Annotated in this window: 20 protein-coding genes and 1 pseudogene; 16 read left to right on the top strand and 5 right to left on the bottom strand. The window is 38.3% G+C overall.

Features of this window, described 5'->3' with window-relative positions:
- The first annotated feature begins 125 nt into the window (after positions 1 to 125).
- The 7 genes from tdh to mutL all read left to right on the top strand — a co-directional run bounded on the left by tdh (position 126) and on the right by mutL (position 10009).
- Positions 126 to 1169: an L-threonine 3-dehydrogenase gene (tdh, locus tag BFL01S_RS11100; RefSeq protein WP_061785719.1), complete on the top strand. Its 1044-nt coding sequence runs from the start codon at positions 126 to 128 to the stop codon at positions 1167 to 1169.
- A 19-nt stretch (positions 1170 to 1188) separates the two neighbouring features.
- On the top strand, positions 1189 to 2367 hold the full coding sequence (locus tag BFL01S_RS11095) for a glycine C-acetyltransferase (RefSeq protein WP_061785718.1): 1179 nt from the start codon (positions 1189 to 1191) through the stop codon (positions 2365 to 2367).
- A 229-nt stretch (positions 2368 to 2596) separates the two neighbouring features.
- Positions 2597 to 4126 carry a tRNA (N6-isopentenyl adenosine(37)-C2)-methylthiotransferase MiaB gene (gene miaB / locus BFL01S_RS11090; RefSeq protein ID WP_061785717.1) on the top strand — a complete coding sequence of 510 codons (1530 nt, stop codon included), beginning with the start codon at positions 2597 to 2599 and terminating at the stop codon, positions 4124 to 4126.
- Between the two features lies 1 nt (position 4127).
- Positions 4128 to 4559 carry a YlbF/YmcA family competence regulator gene (locus tag BFL01S_RS11085; protein ID WP_061785716.1) on the top strand — a complete coding sequence of 144 codons (432 nt, stop codon included), beginning with the start codon at positions 4128 to 4130 and terminating at the stop codon, positions 4557 to 4559.
- A 198-nt stretch (positions 4560 to 4757) separates the two neighbouring features.
- Positions 4758 to 5303, top strand: coding sequence for an outer spore coat protein CotE (locus BFL01S_RS11080; protein WP_025908608.1), 546 nt, complete (start codon positions 4758 to 4760; stop codon positions 5301 to 5303).
- Between the two features lie 136 nt (positions 5304 to 5439).
- The gene (mutS, locus tag BFL01S_RS11075; protein WP_061785715.1) at positions 5440 to 8088 is read left to right on the top strand and encodes a DNA mismatch repair protein MutS; all 2649 of its coding nucleotides are present in this window, start codon (positions 5440 to 5442) and stop codon (positions 8086 to 8088) included.
- A 19-nt stretch (positions 8089 to 8107) separates the two neighbouring features.
- Positions 8108 to 10009: a DNA mismatch repair endonuclease MutL gene (gene mutL / locus BFL01S_RS11070; RefSeq protein WP_025908610.1), complete on the top strand. Its 1902-nt coding sequence runs from the start codon at positions 8108 to 8110 to the stop codon at positions 10007 to 10009.
- 774 nt (positions 10010 to 10783) lie between these two features.
- Here the strand turns inward: mutL and BFL01S_RS21515 are convergent.
- Positions 10784 to 11062 (bottom strand): hypothetical protein, encoded by a 279-nt coding sequence (locus BFL01S_RS21515; protein WP_490885109.1) that lies wholly within the window; start codon positions 11060 to 11062, stop codon positions 10784 to 10786.
- On the opposite strand from BFL01S_RS21515, the gene miaA reads away from it, so the two are divergent.
- The 3 genes from miaA (at position 10992) to spoVK (ending at position 13392) form a co-directional block, all read left to right on the top strand.
- Positions 10992 to 11942, top strand: a complete 951-nt coding sequence (gene miaA, locus BFL01S_RS11065; protein ID WP_061785714.1) for a tRNA (adenosine(37)-N6)-dimethylallyltransferase MiaA — start codon at positions 10992 to 10994, stop codon at positions 11940 to 11942. The two genes, BFL01S_RS21515 and miaA, sit on opposite strands and share 71 nt — an antisense overlap.
- A 34-nt stretch (positions 11943 to 11976) precedes the next feature.
- Positions 11977 to 12201: an RNA chaperone Hfq gene (hfq, locus tag BFL01S_RS11060; RefSeq protein ID WP_025908613.1), complete on the top strand. Its 225-nt coding sequence runs from the start codon at positions 11977 to 11979 to the stop codon at positions 12199 to 12201.
- 234 nt (positions 12202 to 12435) lie between these two features.
- Complete coding sequence (gene spoVK / locus BFL01S_RS11055) at positions 12436 to 13392, top strand: stage V sporulation protein K (protein WP_082802734.1); 957 nt, start codon at positions 12436 to 12438, stop codon at positions 13390 to 13392.
- Positions 13393 to 13422: 30 nt separating this feature from the next.
- On the opposite strand, the gene BFL01S_RS11050 is transcribed toward spoVK, so the two are convergent.
- Complete coding sequence (locus BFL01S_RS11050; RefSeq protein ID WP_061785712.1) at positions 13423 to 14034, bottom strand: trimeric intracellular cation channel family protein; 612 nt, start codon at positions 14032 to 14034, stop codon at positions 13423 to 13425.
- Between the two features lie 250 nt (positions 14035 to 14284).
- Here BFL01S_RS11050 and hflX point away from each other — a divergent pair, with 250 nt between their 5' ends.
- From hflX to glnA, 4 genes are all read left to right on the top strand, one after another.
- Entirely contained in the window at positions 14285 to 15547 is a 1263-nt protein-coding gene (gene hflX / locus BFL01S_RS11045; RefSeq protein ID WP_025908616.1) for a GTPase HflX, read from the top strand.
- A 15-nt stretch (positions 15548 to 15562) separates the two neighbouring features.
- Entirely contained in the window at positions 15563 to 16825 is a 1263-nt protein-coding gene (locus BFL01S_RS11040) for a methionine gamma-lyase family protein (protein WP_061785720.1), read from the top strand.
- 192 nt (positions 16826 to 17017) lie between these two features.
- A complete protein-coding gene (locus tag BFL01S_RS11035; protein ID WP_025908618.1) occupies positions 17018 to 17440 on the top strand; it encodes a MerR family transcriptional regulator in 423 nt (140 codons plus the stop codon).
- Between the two features lie 81 nt (positions 17441 to 17521).
- Positions 17522 to 18856 carry a type I glutamate--ammonia ligase gene (gene glnA / locus BFL01S_RS11030; RefSeq protein ID WP_025908619.1) on the top strand — a complete coding sequence of 445 codons (1335 nt, stop codon included), beginning with the start codon at positions 17522 to 17524 and terminating at the stop codon, positions 18854 to 18856.
- Positions 18857 to 18962: 106 nt separating this feature from the next.
- Here the strand turns inward: glnA and BFL01S_RS11025 are convergent.
- From BFL01S_RS11025 to BFL01S_RS11015, 3 genes and pseudogenes are all read right to left on the bottom strand, one after another.
- A pseudogene (locus BFL01S_RS11025) lies at positions 18963 to 20016 on the bottom strand (site-specific integrase).
- Positions 20000 to 20572 carry an ImmA/IrrE family metallo-endopeptidase gene (locus BFL01S_RS11020; protein ID WP_076513905.1) on the bottom strand — a complete coding sequence of 191 codons (573 nt, stop codon included), beginning with the start codon at positions 20570 to 20572 and terminating at the stop codon, positions 20000 to 20002. The pseudogene BFL01S_RS11025 and the gene BFL01S_RS11020 overlap by 17 nt, the downstream one beginning before the upstream one ends.
- Before the next feature lie 5 nt (positions 20573 to 20577).
- Positions 20578 to 20952 (bottom strand): hypothetical protein, encoded by a 375-nt coding sequence (locus BFL01S_RS11015; RefSeq protein ID WP_061785711.1) that lies wholly within the window; start codon positions 20950 to 20952, stop codon positions 20578 to 20580.
- A 291-nt stretch (positions 20953 to 21243) separates the two neighbouring features.
- Between BFL01S_RS11015 and BFL01S_RS11010 the strand changes: the two genes are divergently transcribed.
- Complete coding sequence (locus tag BFL01S_RS11010) at positions 21244 to 21924, top strand: YvcA-related protein (RefSeq protein ID WP_061785710.1); 681 nt, start codon at positions 21244 to 21246, stop codon at positions 21922 to 21924.
- The coding region (locus BFL01S_RS11005; RefSeq protein WP_369690849.1) for a DUF6792 domain-containing protein at positions 21921 to 22403 on the top strand (483 nt) is incomplete at its 3' end. The genes BFL01S_RS11010 and BFL01S_RS11005, both read left to right, overlap by 4 nt.

Genomic DNA, 22403 nt, shown 5'->3' with positions numbered 1-22403 from the left:
TTTTGATATTTTTTCTCCCTTGGTGACATATGTATATATGGAGAGGACTCGGTTATTTACCTGTATTTAAAAAGGTGTTAATATATTTGTGATGAAAGCGTTTTTATAAAAAGGGGATGTGCACCATGGGTGGAAAGATGAAAGCGTTGGTGAAGGATAAAAGAGGGTTTGGAGCTGTTTTGGCTGAAGTTGATATTCCATCGATTGCCGATGATGAAGTATTAATTAAAGTGAAAGCAACTTCAATTTGCGGTACAGACGTTCATATTTATAAATGGGATAAATGGGCATCTTCACGAGTCAATCCTCCTTACGTGTTCGGTCATGAATTTTCGGGGGAAGTTGTTCAAGTTGGTCAAAATGTAGCAGGAGTACAGATTGGGGACTCTGTTTCTGCTGAAACGCATATTGTATGCGGACGCTGTATGCAGTGCTTGTTAGGTAATGCTCATATTTGTCAAAAGACAAAGATTATTGGCGTTGACCGAATGGGCTGTTTTGCTGAGTACGTAGCTGTACCAGCTCAAAATATTTGGAAAAACCCTAATCACTTATCACATGATGTTGCGTGTTTGCAGGAGCCGCTTGGAAATGCAGTTCATACAGTTTTAAATGACAGTATTGCGGGTAAATCTGTCTTAGTAATAGGGTGCGGACCTATCGGTTTAATGACCGTAGCCGTTGCAAAAGCTTCCGGAGCATCTTTAGTGATAGCAATGGATGTGAATGAGTATCGCTTGAGCCTTGCCAAGGACCTTGGAACTCACATTGTACTTAATCCACTTGAACAAGATCCTCTAGAGGTTATCAATAAGCTGACAAGTGGAAATGGTATTGATGTTGTCTGTGAGATGTCGGGCCAGCCGACAGCAATGAATCAAGGTTTTAAGATGGTAGCAAATGGAGGGAGAGTATCTATTTTAAGCTTACCAACGGCACCTGTTTCCATTGATGTGACGAATGATATTGTATTTAAAGGGGTAACGGTTCAAGGTATCACAGGGCGTAAAATGTTTTCAACTTGGTATACAGTGTCTAATTTATTGGCAGGAAATCAGCTGAATATGAACGAACTAATTACGCATCGCTTGCCACTAGAAGACTATGAAAAAGGCTTTGAGCTCATGATGGAAGGAAAATGTGGGAAAGTTGTATTTATCTTAGAGTAGTTGAAAGGGGAAGGGGTAAATGAGAGGATTTGAGTTTTTAGATCAAGAGCTACAGGAAATGAAGAAAGCAGGTACTTTTCGCAAGCTTATACCAATTGAGTCTGAACAAGGATCAAAAGTGCAGATTAACGGGCAGACGCTTATTCAGCTATCGTCAAACAACTATCTAGGCTTAACATCCCATCCGAAAATGAAGGATGCGGCTATTGAAGCGGTTCAAAAATATGGTGCTGGTACGGGATCTGTGAGAACCATTGCAGGAACATTCTCTATGCATGAGGCGCTGGAGAAAAAATTAGCAAAATTCAAGCATACGGAGGCAGCACTTGTGTTTCAATCTGGCTTCACGACAAATCAAGGCGTGCTTTCATCAATTTTAACACATGAAGATGTTGTTATTTCTGACGAATTAAATCACGCATCCATCATTGATGGGATTCGATTAACAAAAGCTGCTCGTAAAGTATATAAGCATGTGGATACGGAAGATTTGGAAAGAGCTCTTAAAGAGTCAGGAGACTATCGTAAACGGATTATTGTAACGGATGGTGTATTCTCAATGGATGGTAATATTGCACCGCTTCCGAAAATCGTTGAGTTAGCTGAACAATATGATGCTCTTGTAATGGTGGACGATGCTCATGCCTCCGGAGTGCTTGGTGAGAATGGCCGAGGTACAGTCAATCATTTCAGTTTAGACGGACGCGTTCATATTCAAGTAGGGACGTTAAGTAAAGCAGTTGGTGTTCTTGGCGGTTATATCGCGAGCTCCCAGACATTAATTGATTATTTAATTCACAAAGGTCGACCTTTTTTGTTTAGTACTTCTCATCCACCAGCAGTGACGGCCGCATGCAGCGCAGCTATCGATGTATTGCTTGAAGAGCCAGAGCTCATTGAAACATTGTGGGAAAACACGGCATTCTTTAAACAAGGGTTATCTAAGTTAGGCTATGATATCGGACATAGCGAAACGCCTATTACACCCGTTATCATTGGAGATGAAGCATTGACGCATCAGTTTTCAGAAAAGCTAGCAGAAGCAGGCGTCTTTGCTCAAGGAATTGCGTTTCCAACGGTTGCTAAAGGGAAAGCAAGAATCAGAACAATCGTAACGGCTCAGCATACAAAGGAAGAATTAACAGCTTCTCTTAGCGCTTTTGAAAAAGTAGGAAAAGAGTTGAAGATTTTAGTATAAACGTCAAGAAAATACTGCAGGCTGCAGTATTTTCTTTTTTACAGCTCAAGGGTATGTTATTGTGTTCAATAGATGAAAGTTATATACTAATATAATGTGATTCCGTTTCGTTTTTTGTATGAATGAGGACAAAAAATAAAGACATGAATGGCATTTTTTTAACGAGTTTATAAAGCAACGCATAACAATGAAAAAATTAGTAAATGTGCACGTTGAAAGGAGCTTTTATATGAACGAAAAACAACGTTTAGAAAGTGGACAAGTAACTCCAGCGGACAAAAAATCCGAGAAGGATTACAGCAAATATTTCCAAACAGTATATATGCCACCTTCTTTAAAGGACGCAAAAAAGCGCGGTAAAGAAGAGGTTGCTTATCATAACGACTTTTCTATTGAAGAGCGTTTCAGAGGCATGGGACAAGGCCGTAAGTTTTATATTCGTACATACGGCTGTCAAATGAACGAGCATGATACGGAAGTAATGGCAGGAATTTTCTTAAGCTTAGGCTATGAGCCAACTGACTCCGTTCAAGATGCACACGTCGTTTTATTAAATACGTGTGCCATTCGTGAAAATGCTGAAAACAAAGTATTTGGTGAACTAGGGCATTTAAAGGCTTTAAAGCGTGAGCGTCCAGACTTATTGATCGGAGTATGTGGCTGTATGTCACAGGAAGAGTCAGTCGTTAATAAAATCTTACAAAAACATCAGCATGTTGATATGATTTTTGGAACGCATAACATTCACCGCTTGCCTCATATTCTAAATGAAGCATATATGGCAAAAGAAATGGTGATTGAAGTATGGTCAAAAGAAGGAGACGTTATTGAAAATCTGCCACGTGCAAGAAAAGGCAGCATTAAAGCGTGGGTAAATATCATGTATGGCTGTGATAAGTTCTGTACGTACTGTATCGTTCCTTATACGCGTGGTAAAGAGCGTAGCCGTCGTCCAGAAGAAATCATTCAAGAGGTGCGTCATTTAGCGGCTCAAGGGTATAAAGAAATTACGCTTCTTGGTCAAAACGTAAATGCATACGGAAAAGACTTTGAAGATATGGAATATGGTCTAGGTGACTTAATGGATGAGATTCGTAAAATTGATGTTCTGCGTATTCGCTTCACAACAAGTCATCCACGTGACTTCGATGATCGCTTAATTGAAGTGTTAGCAAAAGGTGGAAACTTAGTTGATCACATCCATTTACCAGTTCAGTCAGGTAGCTCAGATATTCTGAAGATCATGGCGCGTAAATACACGCGTGAGTACTACCTAGAGCTTGTTCGTAAAATTAAAGAAGCAATTCCAACAGCATCTCTTACCACTGATATTATTGTTGGTTTCCCTAATGAAACGGACGAGCAGTTTGAAGAAACGCTATCATTGTACCGTGAAGTGGAATTTGATAGTGCTTATACGTTCATCTACTCTCCTCGTGAGGGTACACCAGCTGCTAAAATGAAAGACAACGTACCGATGGAAGTGAAAAAAGAGCGTCTTCAGCGCTTAAATGCACTTGTAAACGAAATTTCTGCAAAGAAAATGCAGGAATACGAAGGTCGTGTTGTCGAAGTATTAGTGGAGGGTGAAAGTAAAAACAACCCGAATGTGTTAGCTGGCTATACTGAAAAGAATAAGCTTGTAAACTTCGTAGCACCAGAATCAGTAATTGGTCAAGTTGTAAAAGTGAAAATTACAAAAGCTAAGACATGGTCTTTAGATGGAGAGATGGTAGAAGAAGCAGCAGAGGTGAAGTGAAATGTCGCAGTACACAAAAAGTGATGTGATTGCAAGAGCGAAAGAACTTGCAAAAATGATTTCTGAAACGGAAGAAGTTGAATTCTTCAAGCGTGCAGAAGCTCAGCTGAACGAAAACCAAAAAGTTCGTGAAAAAATTGCGAGCATTAAAAGCCTGCAAAAACAAGCGGTTAACTTTCAGCACTATGGAAAAACTGAAGCGTTAAAGCAAGTGGAAGAAAAAATCGATCGAATCCAAGCTGAGTTAGATGAGCTGCCAATTATTCAGCAGTTTCAAGACTCTCAGGTTAACGTTAATGATTTGCTTCAACTTGTGGCGAGCACAATTTCAAATACGGTCACTGATGAAATTATTGTGGCAACTGATGGTGACGTACTTCGTGGTGAAACGGGCTCAAAAGTTCGTAACACTCCGGGGTCAAGCTGCCATTGATAAAAAACTCCCCTCCGCTGGGAGTTTTTTTATGTTGTACAATTTTCTCTAGAATAATTGTCACATTTCTCTAAGGTGTTGCATACAATGAAACATAGGTTTTTTATGTCTTTAACCTAGTTTTACAAAATAATGTGCAAACAAGCGATAGAACCTGCATAGGATGAAATGAAGATAGTTTGAGGAGGGTATGCTCACATGTCACAACACTATAGAGAAATTATTACAAAAGCAGTCGTAGGTAAAGGGCGTAAGTTTACGCAGTCATCACACACGCTTACACCACCGAACCGACCGACGAGCATTTTAGGTTGCTGGGTAATTAACCATCAGTATGATGCTAAAAAGCGCGGAAATACAGTTGAAGTGGACGGCAAATATGATATTAACGTCTGGTATTCTTTCAAAGATAATACAAAAACAGAAGTGTTTACAGAGACGGTTCACTATCGTGATGTGATTAAGCTTCGCCAGAAAGATGACGATGCTTTTGGAGATGATTGCGAAATTATCGTACGAGTGCTACAGCAGCCAAATTGCCTTGAGTGTACAATTTCACCAAACGGAAACAAAACGATTGTCCAAGTAGAGAGAGAGCTTTTAGCCGAGGTGATTGGTGAGACAAAAGTATGCGTAGCCGTTAATCCAAAAGGATGCGATGATGGTGATGAACTTGATTTAGACGTTGATGACGATGAATTTGAAGACCTCAATCCAGATTTCATTTTAGGTGACGATGAATAACTAGGAAGAATTTCTTCCTAGTTTTTTTATGTGCACCAAAAGTGATTAGCAAGTTTTACAATCATGAAGTTTTTTGCAAACCTATGTTATAATACGTGTAGAAAAAATGATTAACAGAAGTTTTTGGAGGAATAGTATGGCAACATATACGCCAATGATACAGCAATATTTAAAAATCAAGGCAGACTATCAAGATGCCTTTTTATTTTTTAGATTAGGTGATTTTTACGAAATGTTTTTTGAAGATGCAACGACTGCATCTCAAGAATTAGAAATTACGTTAACAAGCCGAGACGGAGGGGGCGATGATCGCATCCCAATGTGCGGTGTACCTTACCACTCAGCGCCTACATATATTGAAAGATTAATTGAAAAAGGCTATAAGGTGGCAATTTGTGAACAAGTAGAGGACCCTAAAAAAGCCAAAGGCGTCGTAAAGCGTGAAGTCATTCAAGTCATTTCACCAGGGACTTTAATGAACGAAAAAGGACTGCAAGAAAAAGAAAATAATTATATTTGCTCGGTCACGCATTTCCCAGATGACACGTTTGGATTAGCGCTATCGGATTTATCGACCGGGGAAAATAGCGTCACGCTTATTTCTTCATTCCATGACGTTGTTTCTGAAATCTATGCCAAAGAAGCAAAGGAAATAGTTGTTTCAAGCAGCTTTTCTGCTGAATTGCTGCAAACAGTGAAAGAGAGAATGACCATCACTATTTCGTTTGAAGAAAGTACAAAGGTTGAAGATGCCTTTTTACATTTAACTGAATCACTTCAACAGCAAAAATTAGTAGATACATTTGCTCGTATTTTACAATATTTAGTACGTACACAAAAGCGTTCTCTTGAACATTTACAGCCTGTACAGCTTTATCAAATCAATGAATATATGAAAATTGATTTGTTTTCTAAGCGAAACTTAGAGTTAACAGAAACGATTCGTTCAAAAGGTAAAAAAGGATCTCTTTTATGGTTATTAGATCAAACAGTCACGGCAATGGGTGGACGTTTATTAAAAAATTGGATTGACCGCCCGCTTCTAAGCAAAGAGAAAATTGATGAGCGTTTAAATATGGTTGACGTTCTTATGAAACAATTTTTTGAACGTGAAGAACTGCGAGATTTATTAAAAGAAGTGTATGACCTAGAGCGTTTAGCAGGTCGCGTAGCATTTGGTAACGTTAATGCGCGTGATTTAGTACAGCTGCGCAAATCCCTGCAAAAGGTTCCTGAAATTCAAGAAGTGGTTTATCGATTAAATAATCCATATGCTTCTAAACTCGTTGAAGATATTGACCCATGTGAAAGGTTAACTGCGCTACTGGAAAGAGGATTAAAAGAACATCCTCCTCTATCAATTAAAGAAGGGGATATTATTGCAGATAATTATAACCATCAGCTTGATCAATATCGAGATGCTAGTCGGAACGGGAAGACATGGATTGCTTCTTTAGAGCAGAAAGAGCGTGAAAGAACAGGGATTCGTTCGTTGAAAATTGGTTATAACCGCGTGTTCGGCTACTACATCGAAGTAACGCGTGCCAACTTGCATTTACTACCTGAAGGGATGTATGAGCGTAAGCAAACCTTAACGAACGCTGAGCGCTTTATTACACCTGAGCTTAAAGAAAAAGAAGCGCTTATTTTAGAAGCGGAAGAAAAAATTGTTGAGCTTGAGTACGAGCTGTTTGCGCAAATTCGTGAAGAGGTCAAAGTATATATTCCTCGTCTTCAAGCGTTAGCTAAAAAAGTAAGTGAGCTTGATGTATTGCAGTGTTTTGCAAAGGTCAGTGAAGAGCGTCATTATACAAAACCTACATTCTCTACTAATGGAGATATTCATATTAAAAATGGGCGTCATCCCGTTGTTGAAAAAGTGATGAATGCACAAGAGTATGTACCAAACGACTGTCAAATGACTGACGATAGCTCAATCTTACTCATTACAGGACCAAATATGTCGGGTAAAAGTACGTATATGCGCCAAGTAGCGCTAACAGCCATTTTAGGACAAATCGGCTGCTTTGTTCCTGCAGAAGAAGCAGAGCTGCCCATCTTTGATCAAGTGTTTACGCGAATTGGAGCAGCGGATGATTTAATCTCAGGTCAAAGTACGTTTATGGTTGAAATGTTAGAAACGAAAAATGCAGTTACCAATGCGACACAGTCAAGCTTAATTTTACTGGATGAAATTGGACGAGGTACGTCAACATATGATGGAATGGCGCTGGCTCAAGCAATTATTGAATATGTGCACGAACATATTGGATGTAAAACACTATTTTCTACACACTATCATGAGTTAACGGTATTAGATCAACAGCTTTCAGCACTGCGTAATGTGCATGTTAGCGCAATTGAAAAGAACAATAAGGTGGTCTTCTTACACAAAATTAAAGAAGGGCCAGCAGATAAGAGTTATGGTATCCATGTTGCTGAGCTAGCAGAGCTTCCAGAGCCTTTATTGCAGCGTGCGCGCGTCATTTTAGCAGATTTTGAGAACGCGAGCGAAGAGCAAAAAGTGAAGCCGACTGCTGATGCAGTAGCTGAACCTGAACCTCAGCCAATTGAGCAACCAAAAGCTGAAACTAAAACAGATGCCGAGCAAAGTCAACTTTCATTTTTCGGAGAAGAAAAAGAACAGCAGGTAAAAGAAGCCAGTTTATCGAAGCGTGAAAAGCAAATTCTAGCAGAATTAAAGCAGCTTGATCTTCTTGAGATGACGCCGCTTGATGCAATGAACGCCATGTATAAGCTACAAAAACTACTAAAGAAGAAATAGACTTGAAAGGGGTGAGTCTGTGGGTAAAATTAGACAGCTTTCAGACGAACTTTCAAATAAAATCGCAGCAGGAGAGGTTGTAGAACGACCTGCTTCTGTTGTGAAAGAGCTCGTTGAAAATGCGATTGATGCAAATAGCACAGTTATTGAAATTGAACTAGAAGAAGCAGGGTTATCAAAGATTCGTATTTTAGATAACGGAGACGGGATTGCACCTGAAGATTGCTTAACTGCTTTCCGTCGACATGCGACGAGTAAGATTAAGACTGAGAACGACTTGTTCCGAATTCGGACATTAGGTTTTCGCGGTGAAGCACTGCCAAGTATTGCGTCTGTATCCATGCTTGAAATTAAGACAAGTACCGGTGATGAAGCCGGTACCCACTTAAAGCTTCGTGGAGGAGAAATAACGCATCACGAACCGTCTTCAAGCCGAAAAGGTACAGAAATTATTGTAGAAAACCTATTTTTTAACACGCCAGCACGCCTTAAATACATGAAAACAATTAATACAGAATTAGGAAACGTAACGGATGTTGTGAATCGCCTTGCCATGGCGAATCCTCATGTATCCATTCGTTTAATTCACCAAGGTCGTCAGCTTCTCTATACAAACGGAAGTGGAGATGCGCGTCAAGTGTTAGCTGCTATCTATGGGATGGCAGTAGCGAAAAAGATGATTCCGTTAAAGGTAGAATCGCTAGATTATGATATCACCGGCTATATTGCCTTGCCGGAAGTAACACGTGCATCTCGAAGCTATATGTCTACGACAATTAACGGTAGATTTATAAAAAACTACGGGCTTTTAAAAGCTATCCAGCAAGGCTATCATACGCTGTTACCGATTGGACGCTTTCCGGTTGTATTTTTAGCTATTAACATGGATCCATTGCTAGTAGATGTGAACGTACACCCAGCAAAGCTTGAAGTAAGGTTAAGTAAAGAAGCAGAGCTGTATGAGCTTGTAGAAGAGGCAATTAAAGCTGCGTTTAAAAAACAGCAGCTTATACCAGAAGTGACAGCAGCTTCTCGCTCTAAACAACCAGTGCTGCCAACGGAGCAGCAAACCTTCACGTTTAATCATGGATTGCCTAAAGAGCCTCTTCCTTTATCGAAGGAATTTGTTGAACCGAGCAAAGCTCAGCCTTTCTTTAGCAAGAACGTTGCCGAAACGCAAGAAAAGCCAGGTTTTATGGTGACAGAAAATGTTGAAAATGAGCTTGAATACGATGAGCTGGAAGAGCAGGATGCAGAACCAGTGTTTTCTTATGAGGAAGAAAATGATGTACAAAAGCAAGAATCGGGTAATGAGAAAGTCGAAGAAGTGCAAGCAGAGCGAGTTCCTCCCATGTATCCGATTGGTCAGATGCACGGTACGTATATATTAGCTCAAAATGAAAACGGCTTGTTTATCATTGACCAGCATGCGGCTCAAGAGAGAATCAAATATGAATTCTTTAAGAAAAAGCTTGGTCAAGTAGATGCAGAAGTGCAGGAACTTTTAATGCCACTCACGTTTGAGTTTTCAGGTAACGAAGCGCTCATTCTAGAAGAAAATCGTAGAGCTCTTGAAGATGTCGGCGTATTTTTAGAACCGTTTGGCCAAAATGCTTATATCGTTCGAGCACACCCTCAGTGGTTCCCAAAAGGTGAAGAAAAAGAAACAATTGAAGAGATGATTCAGCAAGTATTTGTGATGAAACGTGTAGATATAGAAAGCTTACGTGAAGAAGCTGCTATTATGATGAGTTGCAAAGGTTCAATCAAAGCGAATCATCACCTTCGAAATGATGAAATTTTAGCTTTACTTGAAACGCTAAGAAAAACAACCGATCCGTTTACTTGTCCGCACGGGCGACCAATTATCATTCACTATTCAACATATGAAATGGAAAAGATGTTTAAGCGCGTGATGTAAAGTGATTTATACAATGTTTTACCCCATTTGATGAAGTTATATCTGCACCATTTTTCACCGTAATTGTGTGTTTAAAAGTAAAATTGCAAAGCGGTATGTGGTGCAGGTATTTTTTTAAAAGAAAAGATTGTTTTTCTTTTATTGTGTATGTAGATTCTGTAAGTCAGCTACCTATACGTTAGTAGTTTCTATTGCATATACTAGCGGTAGAAATTAAACATAATGTGAAGGGGAAGTTATGATGAATAACGATTTTAACAGATTACAAACCAATTCAAACCATGATATCGGTTCTAATAGAGATAATGAGTCGGGAAATAAAAATATTATTAGCAATAGTGGAAGCTCTAACGTTAATATTAATATACCTCAGATAAGAGAAACATCTCAAAATCGCTCGGGGCGTCGTAGAAAATGTCGAGCAGAAAACCGCTCCCAAGGTCGTGTACAATCCGAATCAGAAAACCGCTCTGGCCGTCGCAGAAAATGTCGAGCAGAAAACCGCTCTCAATGTAGAAGGAATCCTTTTCGGTTCTTTTAATTCAGAAGGTAGAACTTTTAAGAGGAACAGATGTAGAATGCTAATTTTCAAAGCGAAAAAAGAATCTCCATCATTGTTTTGGAGTTTCGTACTTGCTCAAAACTAGCTTTCAAACAATACCTGTTTCTCTTCTTTTTATAGGCCTGTAAAGAAATTTTTATGTACCTTCAGCTTTTTTCTTTTTTAGTAAATATCTTTTCCAACCAAGTTACTGTCATTGGTGTATGTTCAGGTTAAGAGTTGACTTTTTCTAAAAACCATTCATATTCTTTTATTATTTCATCAGTTAAAAGAATTGAGTCTTTGTTTCTACTTTTATAGTCGAGCTCCGCTAATTCAATTGCTGTAACAGAACGTTCCTTCTTTATCAGCCTTGAATAAAGATGGGTTTTCCGGGTAAAATGAGAAGATGTAAATGTAATAGATGAAAGTAGTGTGGTTATGACGGGAGAGAAACAAAAATTAATAGTAATTATTGGTCCGACAGCCGTTGGTAAAACCAAGTTGAGCATTGAAATGGCCAAGCTGTTAAATGGAGAAGTTATTTCGGGAGATTCCATGCAAATTTATAAAAAGATGGATATCGGAACAGCGAAGGTTACAAGTGATGAAATGGAAGGAATTCCTCATCATTTAATTGATATTAAAGAGCCGACTGAGTCGTTTTCCGTGGCTGAATTTCAAGAGATTGTAAGAGAGAAGATTACAGATATTCATGGCCGGGGTAAACTGCCGATTATTGTAGGTGGTACAGGATTATATATTCAATCTGTCATCTACGACTATCAGTTTACTGAATCAGCAGGCGACGAACACTTCAGACAGCGCATGGAACATTTTGTTGCAGCGCATGGAATTGAGCCTCTTTATCAAAAACTTTGTGAAATAGATCCAGTTGGCGCAGAGTCCATTCATCCTAACAACCATAGGCGCGTTATTCGTGCTCTTGAAGTGTATGAAGTGACTGGTAAGCCTTTCAGCGTTTATAATCGTGAGCAAACTCAAGAGCTTCTCTATGATGTGACGCTCATTGGTTTAACAATGGAGCGTAAACAACTATACGATCGAATTAACCAACGTGTTGATCTTATGGTGCAAAAAGGCTTGGTAGAAGAAGTCAAATCACTGTACGATGCAGGGGTTCGTGATGTACAATCAATTCAAGCGATTGGCTACAAAGAACTGTATACATATTTCGACGGAAACTGCACGCTTGAAGAAGCGATTGAACAGTTAAAGTTGAATTCAAGAAGGTATGCCAAACGTCAATTAACATGGTTTCGTAATAAGATGCCTGTAACGTGGTTTGAAATGGAAGTTGACAATTTTTATGAAAAGTTCAACAAAATTTTCACTTATGTAGCAGGAAAGCTGAAAGAAGAAGCGAATTAATCTAGTAAAGATAGAGAAATGAGGAGGCCGAATAGTGAAACAATCCGTTAATATTCAAGATCAGTTTTTAAATCAATTACGCAAAGAAAATATTTATGTCACTGTGTTTTTATTAAATGGTTTTCAACTGCGCGGACTAATTAAAGGGTTTGATAACTTTACAGTTCTATTGGATTCAGAAGGAAAGCAGCAGTTAATTTATAAACATGCAATCTCAACGTTTGTTCCAAATAAAAATATCTCTGTAGAATTAGAGTAGTCAGATAACCAGCCAAATCCGCGGGGATGAGGCTGGTTTTTCTTATGGTTGAAAGAGAGAAGTATTTTTCTTAACATGGTTTACTGTTTTACCACATACAACTATAATAAGCGTTTATTTCTTGGGTAATGGCGAGCTACAGAAAAAATACAAGCCGCTAAAAGAAAATGATGATTTCATTCGTTCGTCCTACAGCTAGAGATAGAGCGATACAATGTCATCAGCGTAACTGTGATGAAACGAGAGGTGAACAGTGTGGAGCAGCCTATAACTCTTAAAAACAATGGGCAAATTAATATTGTTTTAAATAACGAGACAAAGAAAGAACGAGTCTATACAACGTCAATTCCACGTCCTGTGAAACGACCGATTGTTAATCATGAACCACTGCTAGAAATTGAAAGAGAAATGAGCGGTCTGGTTGGAATGGATGAGCTAAAAAAAATGATTAAAGAAATATATGCTTGGTTATATATTAATAAAAAGAGAGAAGAAAGTGGTCTGAAGGCAGAAAAACAAGCGATGCATATGATGTTTAAAGGAAATCCAGGTACAGGAAAAACAACGGTTGCAAGGCTTTTAGGGAAATTGTTTTTAAATATGAATGTGTTATCAAAAGGACACCTCATTGAAGCTGAAAGAGCAGACTTAGTGGGTGAGTACATTGGACATACAGCACAAAAAACCCGAGATCTTGTGAAAAAAGCGTTGGGTGGTATTTTATTCATTGACGAAGCCTATTCGCTTGCCCGAGGTGGAGAGAAAGATTTTGGGAAAGAAGCAATTGATACGCTTGTGAAGCATATGGAGGATGCAAATGATAAGTTTGTCTTAATTTTGGCTGGCTATCCACGCGAAATGGAGAACTTTTTAAGCTTAAACCCTGGTCTTCGTTCAAGGTTTCCATTCATCTTTGATTTTCCGGATTATGATGTCAATGAGCTAATGGGTATTGCAGACCGGATGATGGATGATCGCCAGTATCAATTCAGCGGCGATGCTTATAAAAAGTTAAAAGAACATTTCATGGATGTAAAATACAATCAGACGCCTCTAGACTTTAGCAACGGTCGCTATGTGCGAAATATTTTAGAACGCTCCATTCGAGCTCAATCCATGAGGCTTTTAGAAGAAGCAAACTATGGTAAAGAGCAGCTGATAACGCTTAAATCAAGCGATATTCGTCTATAAAAAAATCCGGCTTTATGCCGGATTTTTTTATTACATATTTGGTTGGCGAATTGAACGAATTGGCAGCTTCCATTTGTACATATAAGATAGCATACGACATGCAACAAGCAAACCAAATAATACGTAAAGCTCTACCGGAGAGCTTGCGATTTGAAGGCCAACAATCAAGCCTGCAAGAATTGCCCAAAGCGCATAGATTTCATCTTTTAAAACGGTCGGTTTTCGGCGAGCAAGCAAGTCGCGTACAATCCCACCGCCGCTACCTGTTAATACAGCAGCAACGATAACAGCGCTTAAGGGGTGTCCCATGCTGGTAGCATAGAGTGCGCCTTGAATGGCAAAAGCCGCAAGCCCAATTGCGTCAGAAAAGTTCCCCCAACGTTTCCACTGTCTTAAGATGCTGTTTGGAAACAAAAAGGTTGCTGTAATCGATAATAGCGCAATTTGAAAAAATAATCCCTGCTCCCAAAGAGCAGATACTGGTACACCAATTAATAAGTTACGGATGGCGCCACCGCCAAACGCTGTGACGATTCCTAGAATGTAAACTCCTAAAATATCATATTCTTCTTCCATTGCAATAAACGCCCCGCTAACTGCAAAAGCAATGGTGCCGATGATGCTCAAAACGTCCCATGTCATCGCAACTTCCCCTTTATGTATAAAAATTCGTTGTTTGTTAGAAAGTATTACAATAATAAAGTCATTCAAATTGTATCCACTATTGAGCAGAATTTCAACGTTTTTTTAGGGATAATTTCTTAAAAGAAACAAAGCGTGATAAACTAGTAAAAACAATCTATTCTGCATCTTTGAAGAAGATAGAGAAAATCGTGTTTTTTTGTTATGATATGAGTGCGTTAATACTTTAACAGTAAGGGAAGGAAAGTCATTGACATTTGAGATGAAACAAGAGCTTGAGCGTGTGATTTTAGTGGGGTGTCAGCTTCACGATGATGATGAGCGCTTTGAGTATTCGATGGATGAACTAGCATCATTAACTGAAACAGCACAGGGTGAGGTTCTAGTACGCTTGTCTCAAAAGCGCGACCGTATACATCCAGCTACATATATCGGAAAAGGAAAAGTGGAAGAGCTCGTTGCGCTTGAAGAAGAGCTAGAGCCAGATTTAATTGTGTTTAACGATGAGCTTTCACCGAGTCAAATTCGTAATTTATCCAGTCAGCTAGAAGCTCGAATCATTGACCGAACACAGCTGATTTTAGATATTTTTGCGCAGCGTGCGCAAACAAAAGAAGGAAAGCTGCAGGTTGAGCTTGCGCAGCTAAACTACTTACTCCCTCGCCTAGTTGGACAGGGAACAGCACTTTCTCGCTTAGGAGGAGGAATTGGTACAAGAGGTCCAGGTGAAACGAAGCTTGAAAGCGATCGACGTCATATTCGTCGTAAAATCGATGAAATTAAGCGTCAGTTAAAAACAGTCGTCAGTCACAGGGAGCGCTACCGAGAGAGAAGAAAGCGTAACCACGTATATCAAATCGCTATAGTAGGATACACAAACGCCGGTAAGTCAACGCTTTTCAATCGTTTAACAGAAGCGGGCATTTATGAAGAAAATCAGCTGTTTGCAACCCTTGATCCAACGACGAGACAGTATACGATGCCGTCCGGCTTAACTGCTCTTTTAACAGATACGGTTGGGTTCATTCAAGATTTGCCAACAACGCTTGTTGCTGCGTTTCGTTCCACATTAGAAGAAGTGACAGAAGCTGATTTCATTTTACACGTGGTCGACTCTGGTAATCCAGACTATCACAACCATGAGCAAACTGTTCACAAGCTATTAGCGGAATTAGATGTAGAAGATATTCCGATGTTAACCGTTTATAATAAGCGAGATGTGAAGCATGAATTATTTGTGCCGACCACACCTGCTTCTGTTTTAATCAGCGCTTTTAATAAGGAAGATCTCGCTTTGCTGGGAACAAAGATCCAGGATGAAATGAAGAAAGAGATGGAGTACTTTCATCTATTTATTCCTTCGGATGAGGGCAAGCTGTTGGCGGAGTTAAAAACCGTTGCGCTGGTTGACTCCCTAAAGTTTAATGAGGAAAAAGAAAAGTACGAGTGCCGAGGCTATATTGCAAAAGAACACCCAATTTATAAGCAGCTAAGAATGATAGAAGAAAGTTGAGGAAGATAGAAAATGATGTTTGATCAGTTAGCAAACGGAGAGAGAATTAAAAGGTTAGCAAAGGAAGTGGAGCAGCAAATTAAGCCGATTCATGAACGAATTGATGAAGTGATTGAAGCAAATCAGTTTCGCGTGCTGCAAAGCTTTCAACAAAACCAGGTGAGTGATTCACATTTCATTCCCTCCACGGGCTATGGTTATGATGATTTAGGAAGAGATACGCTTGAAAAGGTATATGCTGATGTATTTGGAACGGAAGCGTGCCTTGTACGTCCCCAAATTATTTCAGGTACGCATGCAATAGGCATTTCGCTATTCGGTGTGTTGCGACCTGGTGATGACCTTTTATACATTACCGGTAAGCCATACGATACGCTTGAAGAAATCGTTGGAATTAGAGGGTCTGGCGTTGGTTCACTGAAAGAGTATAACATTGGATATAAAGCCGTAGATTTAACAAAAGAAGGGCGAGTAGACCTTGAAGAAGTGAAAGCGGCCATTACGGATACAACGAAAATGATTGGTATTCAGCGTTCAAAAGGTTATGGAATTCGTCCTTCGTTTACGGTCAGCCAAATTAAAGAAATGATTGCTTTTGTGAAAAGCATCAAGCCAGACGTTATCGTATTTGTAGATAACTGTTACGGAGAATTTGTAGAGACAATAGAGCCATCTCATGTTGGAGCTGATTTAATTGCAGGCTCTCTCATTAAAAATCCAGGCGGTGGGTTAGCGAAAATCGGTGGCTATATTGCTGGACGTAAAGAGTTGGTTGAAGCATGCTCTTACCGCATGACAACGCCAGGTATTGGAGCAGAAGCTGGTGCAACGCTGTACAGCCTACAGGAAATGTATCAAGGTTTCTTTTTAGCTCCGCACGTTGTAGGGCAGGCTTTAAAGGGGGCTGTATTTTCTTCGGCCATGTTTGAAAAACTTGGGATGCAGTCAGAACCAAAGTGGGACGCTGAGCGAACAGACTTAATTCAGTCCGTTCAGTTTGATGATCGGGATAAGATGGTGGCGTTTTGCCAAGCAATTCAATACGCGTCGCCAATTAATTCGCACGTGACGGCATACCCAGCTTATATGCCAGGATATGAAGACGATGTAATCATGGCAGCCGGTACGTTTGTTCAAGGGGCTAGCTTAGAGCTAACGGCAGATGGTCCAATCCGTCCACCATATGTTGCTTATATACAAGGTGGTTTAACGTATGCTCACGTTAAAGTAGCTATCTGCACAGCAATTGATTCAATGATTTTGAAAAAGTTAATTTAAGTATAATCTTGCTCAGCAAGAGAAAAAGATGAGCTATCGTGTATAAAAACAAATTAAAAATAAACTAAAATCGCTATTTTATTGTATTCGTGAAATATTCTAAAAATTTTTATGTGAGAATTTCTCACATATGGTTGACAGATAAACTAACATGGCATACAATGAAACTAGTTAATCAAAGGAGGAACTGAGATGAGTGACAACATACGAAGAAATACGCCGCTTTTCCCAATTGGAATTGTGATGCAGTTAACTGAGTTGTCGGCTCGCCAAATTCGCTACTATGAGGAACATGAATTAGTTACACCTGTACGATCTGAAGGTAATCGTCGATTATTCTCGTTTAACGATGTTGATAAATTACTAGAAATTCGTGACTTAATTGAACAAGGTGTAAACTTAGCTGGTGTTAAGCAGCTATTTCAAGTTCAGAAAGCGCAAGAAGGGCATAAAAAAGAGACAAAACCAGAAGATGAAAAGGTTGTAGCAGAAGCAAGCAAATCTGAGCTATCAGATGAAGAGTTACGCAAGATGCTTCGCGCTGAGTTAATGCAAGCAGGACGCTTTAACAAAGCAACGCTCAATCAAGGAGATATGTCTCGGTTCTTTCATTAAAAATTGTAAGTATTTATATGCTTCGTTAACAGGAAGTATATAAACTATAAATATTTTTTAGATTTAGGGGAGGATCACACGATGGCAAAGTACACAAAAGAAGATATTTTCAAAAAGGTTCAGGAAGAGAATGTAAAATACATTCGCCTTCAGTTCACTGACATTTTAGGAACAATCAAAAACGTTGAAATTCCAGTAAGTCAATTAGAAAAAGCGTTAGATAACAAGATGATGTTTGACGGTTCTTCAATCGAAGGTTTCGTACGTATCGAAGAATCTGATATGTACTTATATCCAGATCCAGACACGTTTGTTGTATTCCCTTGGACGTCTGAAAAAGGTAAAGTTGCACGTTTCATTTGTGACATCTACAATCCAGACGGAACTCCATTTGATGGAGACCCACGTAACAACTTAAAGCGTATATTAAAAGAAATGGAAGACTTAGGATTCAGTGATTTTAACCTTGGGCCTGAGCCAGAATTCTTCTTATTCAAGCTAGATGAAAAAGGAGAGCCAACGTTAGAATTAAACGATAAAGGTGGCTACTTCGACCTAGCACCAACTGACCTTGGTGAAAACTGCCGTCGTGACATCGTATTAGAGCTTGAAGAAATGGGCTTTGAAATTGAAGCATCTCACCATGAGGTAGCTCCTGGTCAACATGAGATTGACTTCAAATATGCTGGCGCATTAAGAGCTTGCGATGACATCCAAACATTTAAACTAGTAGTTAAAACAATTGCTCGTAAGCACGGCTTACACGCAACATTCATGCCAAAACCATTGTTCGGTGTGAACGGTTCAGGTATGCACTGCAACCTTTCACTATTCAAAGATGGCCAAAATGCATTCTATGATGCAAACGGAAACTTAGAGTTAAGTGATACAGCTCGTCAATTCATCGCTGGTATCATTAAGCACGCTCACAGCTTCACTGCTGTAACAAACCCAACAGTAAACTCTTACAAGCGTTTAGTACCTGGTTACGAAGCTCCTTGTTACGTTGCATGGTCTGCACGCAACCGTAGCCCATTAATTCGTATCCCAGCTTCTCGCGGAGTAGGAACTCGTGTTGAGGTACGTAGCGTAGACCCAGCTGCTAACCCATACCTAGCGATGGCTGTATTACTAAAAGCTGGTTTAGACGGAATCAAGAACAATCTTGAAGCTCCAAAACCAATTGACCGCAACATCTATGTAATGACTAAAGAAGAGCGCGTAAAAGAAGGTATCGTAGATTTACCTGCTACGCTAGCTCAAGCTTTAGATAGCTTCCAAGCTAACGAAATCATGGTTTCTGCATTAGGTGAGCACTTAGCTGAACACTTCATCGAAGCTAAGGAAATTGAGTGGGATATGTTCCGCACACAAGTTCACCCATGGGAACGCGATCAATACATGAGCCAATATTAATTGGTCAATCCCTTGACACCACTGGTGTCAGGGTTTTTTTTTATTTTGGTCGGAAACTCAATTTGATGTATTGAAACGTTCACGACCAAAATCGGACCAAAATTTTTTAACTTTCCAAAACAGACGATATATATTCCTCAAAAGAAGTGATAGAATCTTGATTAATCTTCTTACTAACATGAGTGTAAACATCAGATGTAATGGTGATACTTCCGTGTCCTAATCGTTCTTGAATGTACTTCATGCTTGCTCCAGATTCCAACATAAGCACAGCATGAGTATGTCGAAGCGAGTGAATGCTTAAAGGTGGTAGGTTTGCTTTCTTTAAGATTCTTGAAAAAGCATTAAATAACGTTGACTTGGGTAAAGGATTTCCATCCCTGCGACAGAAAATCAGATCTAATTCATGGTGATATGAATTTGTTAACATTAACTTATCATTATTTTGCAATCGCCGGTGTGTGCTTAGTTCATTTTTTATTGATTGAAATAATTCCTTCTTTGAAGTTTATATCTTTCCATTGCAAAGCAGCGGCTTCACCTTTCCTCATACCTGTATGAATAAGCGTCTTAAAAAATAAATAGTAAATATAATTGTCTTTAGATGCACATTGGAGGAATAATTGGATATCTTCACTACGCATATACTTTAAACCGTTATGCTGTTTTTCATTCTTTTTGGAGATAGTGGCGCCACTGCAAGGATTCTTCTCAAGTTTTGAAAGCATAAGCGCTTTGTCCATAGCGTTATGCATTGTTCCATGGATGATTTCTACCGTTCTCTTGCTGTAGCCTTGATTGGTTAAATGGTTTAAAAACTTTTGATACATCATTGGCTTAAGATCCTTCAGCAAAAGATTTTTAAAATAAGGAAGAATATGATTTTTAATATTTTGAGAATGTAATATATACGTATTTTTACGTATGCTATCTTTTTTATATTCGTTTAACCAACTCAATAAGTAATCTTCTAAACGTAAAGAAGAATTATCAAGCTCAAAACCACTCTCAATTCTTTTCTCTTCTTCAGATGCTGCTGTTTGAGCTTCTTTTTTTGTAGAAAAACCACTTTTGGATTTCACTTTATACTTTTGGGTAAAGGGGTCTTTAAAGGAAACTCGATACTCCCATTTGCTGTTACACTTACGAAAAGTGGCCATCGTTATTAACTCCTTTCAAATAGAAATTGGTTTGCACACAAACTTTGTGCTTTCCTAGCATTTGAGAAAAATGTTTAGTAAATCGTTGACCCAATACTTGACGTTGAAAATGTTCTAAACGCTTCTTAGCAAAGATTTCAGTTACATTAAAGGTGTTGCATATATCAGCAATAAATTCCTGCTTCGTTTGGGGGATAGGTAATTTTAATACCATGAAGGTAGGCACACAAAACTGTAATGCAAAATTATTTGCTTTATTCTCTTGATAGGAAATGAATTCTTCTGGAAGAAACCATTGGTGCCCACAGTGAAATAAAACATGTCCTAATTCATGACCGAATTCTTCCCATTGTTGTTGAGTTGACAAGTTACGATTAATTAAAATGCTGTATAATCCATTGCGATCAATTGCAGCACTTTCGAAATCAACAAAATGAAGCCAAATCCCAAGATTAGAAGCGATACTAATCATATCAATTTGACTGGGAACATTAATATGTAGTTTTTGGTACAAAAAGGTAACAGAATCTTCTAACGGAGTAAATTGATAATTCATGGAAATCACCTCTTAGGAATATAATACCAAACACATGTTCCTTTTTTATTGATATTAGAGGTGAGTTTATGTAGTTCATGTAAAACAATTTTAGCTTTGTCCCTTGTCTTTTCAATATAATCAGAATTGCGATTTTTACTGTCCATATTTTTTAAAATAGCAATTCGTCTATAGAATCCACAAATTAAATCAAAACAATCATTTGATATTTCAGGTCCTAAATTTGTTGAACAATTGTACCATTGAATATTCTGTAATTCTTTTTCAAGCAACAAATCTTGCTCGTTATCGTTTTCATAAGGAATTACAGCTTCTAAAATATTTAAATTATAATTAATTTCTTCTGCTATTAATCTTATGGAGTTAGTTATCAAATTCACGAAGAGACTGAGATAATTTAGTATAAGCTTCTATCCTATGCTCATAACTATTATGTGTATGCGTAGTATTCATAGTGATGGGGTTGTATAAGTTAATCAAGTTATCTTGACATTTAAAGAATGTTTCTGTTTGACGTTTATCAAAGAGCCATACCTATTTAATAGTGAAAAATAACTACTTCCTAAATATGGGTCTTTGATTCATTATACTTATGACTCTCCCATTATAAGTATGATAGTATCATACATGTATAAAACAGAGGCTACAACATAAATAAAAGGGGGGCAATGATGAAAAAACGTACTAAGACAATTATTGCAGTGATTACTGGAGCTGCTATTTTAATAGGAGGAATATGGATGATAAACGAAAGCCGTTACCCAAACGTCCCTGCTTTTGATGACCACTTTACACGTGAATTCTTGAACAAAGATAAAAAAGTGGACGATGGATTTTTTGAGTTTACATCGAAGACAGGGCAGTATACGATGTGGTTTCCACAGGAGTATCAGTTATTACATAAAGACAGAGAAGATTATACTATAAATAAAGAATCTTATGAGAACTGGTGGGCTGTTTATAATGAAGAAGTTGAAGATGAAATACAAAAGAATTATATAAAAACTGAATTTTCAACGAGTAATCCCACAGATGAAAATATTCATGTTGAAGCTTTATTTAAAAGAAGATTTGGATTAAGTAATCCTAAACGAATAGAAACTTCAAAAGCTGGAATTTACTACCAATCAGCTTACATTTATTTCAAAGGAACAGAAAAGCAAGTAATATCAGATAGAAAGAAACATATTCCTAATACATACTTGGCCTATGTAGCAGATAAGGGTTCTAATAAAATACTACAAATCTCTTTTGATAATAGTGGTAAATATAAAAGTGATGATGAAGAAAAAAAGAAAGCGTGGTTTGTTGAAATTTTAAAGAGTATTCGTTTTAGTGAGGAAAAAATATGAGTGGAAAACCTATATTGAATGATAGTATAAGAAATAAAGTAACACAACTTGAATATAAAGGGCTATCAGGAAAAGAGAAAGAAATTAAACGAATATATAAAGAAAGTACAGGCAAAGAACCGCCACCATTTAAAATTTATAGTAGCGATGAAATGAATATAGGTAAAGAATCTGGATTTGATGGAGCTGCAATTCATTTTTATGATGAAAAAAAGCATATTAACCAAGTATATTATATTTTTAGAGGAACAGAACCATCTAAGGACTTTGGAGATGTAGTTTATGATGCTTTAGGAATTGGCGCAGGAGAAGATCAAGCGCAAATTAGCGATGCAACAAAAATGTATGAAAAGGTAGAAGGAAATATAAAATCTTCTGGCACTAAAGTCGAAAGGTATGGTGATGGCCACTCTTTAGGAGGTCATTTGATAGTAACTTTAGGTTTAATAACTAAAAATTTTAAAGATGTAAGAGGAATG

It is taken from the genome of Priestia flexa NBRC 15715, assembly GCF_001591565.1.
In the GTDB taxonomy this organism is placed as follows: domain Bacteria; phylum Bacillota; class Bacilli; order Bacillales; family Bacillaceae_H; genus Priestia; species Priestia flexa.
The sequence above is the reverse complement of the archived record's forward strand: the minus strand, read 5'-3'. Positions and strand labels throughout refer to the sequence as shown.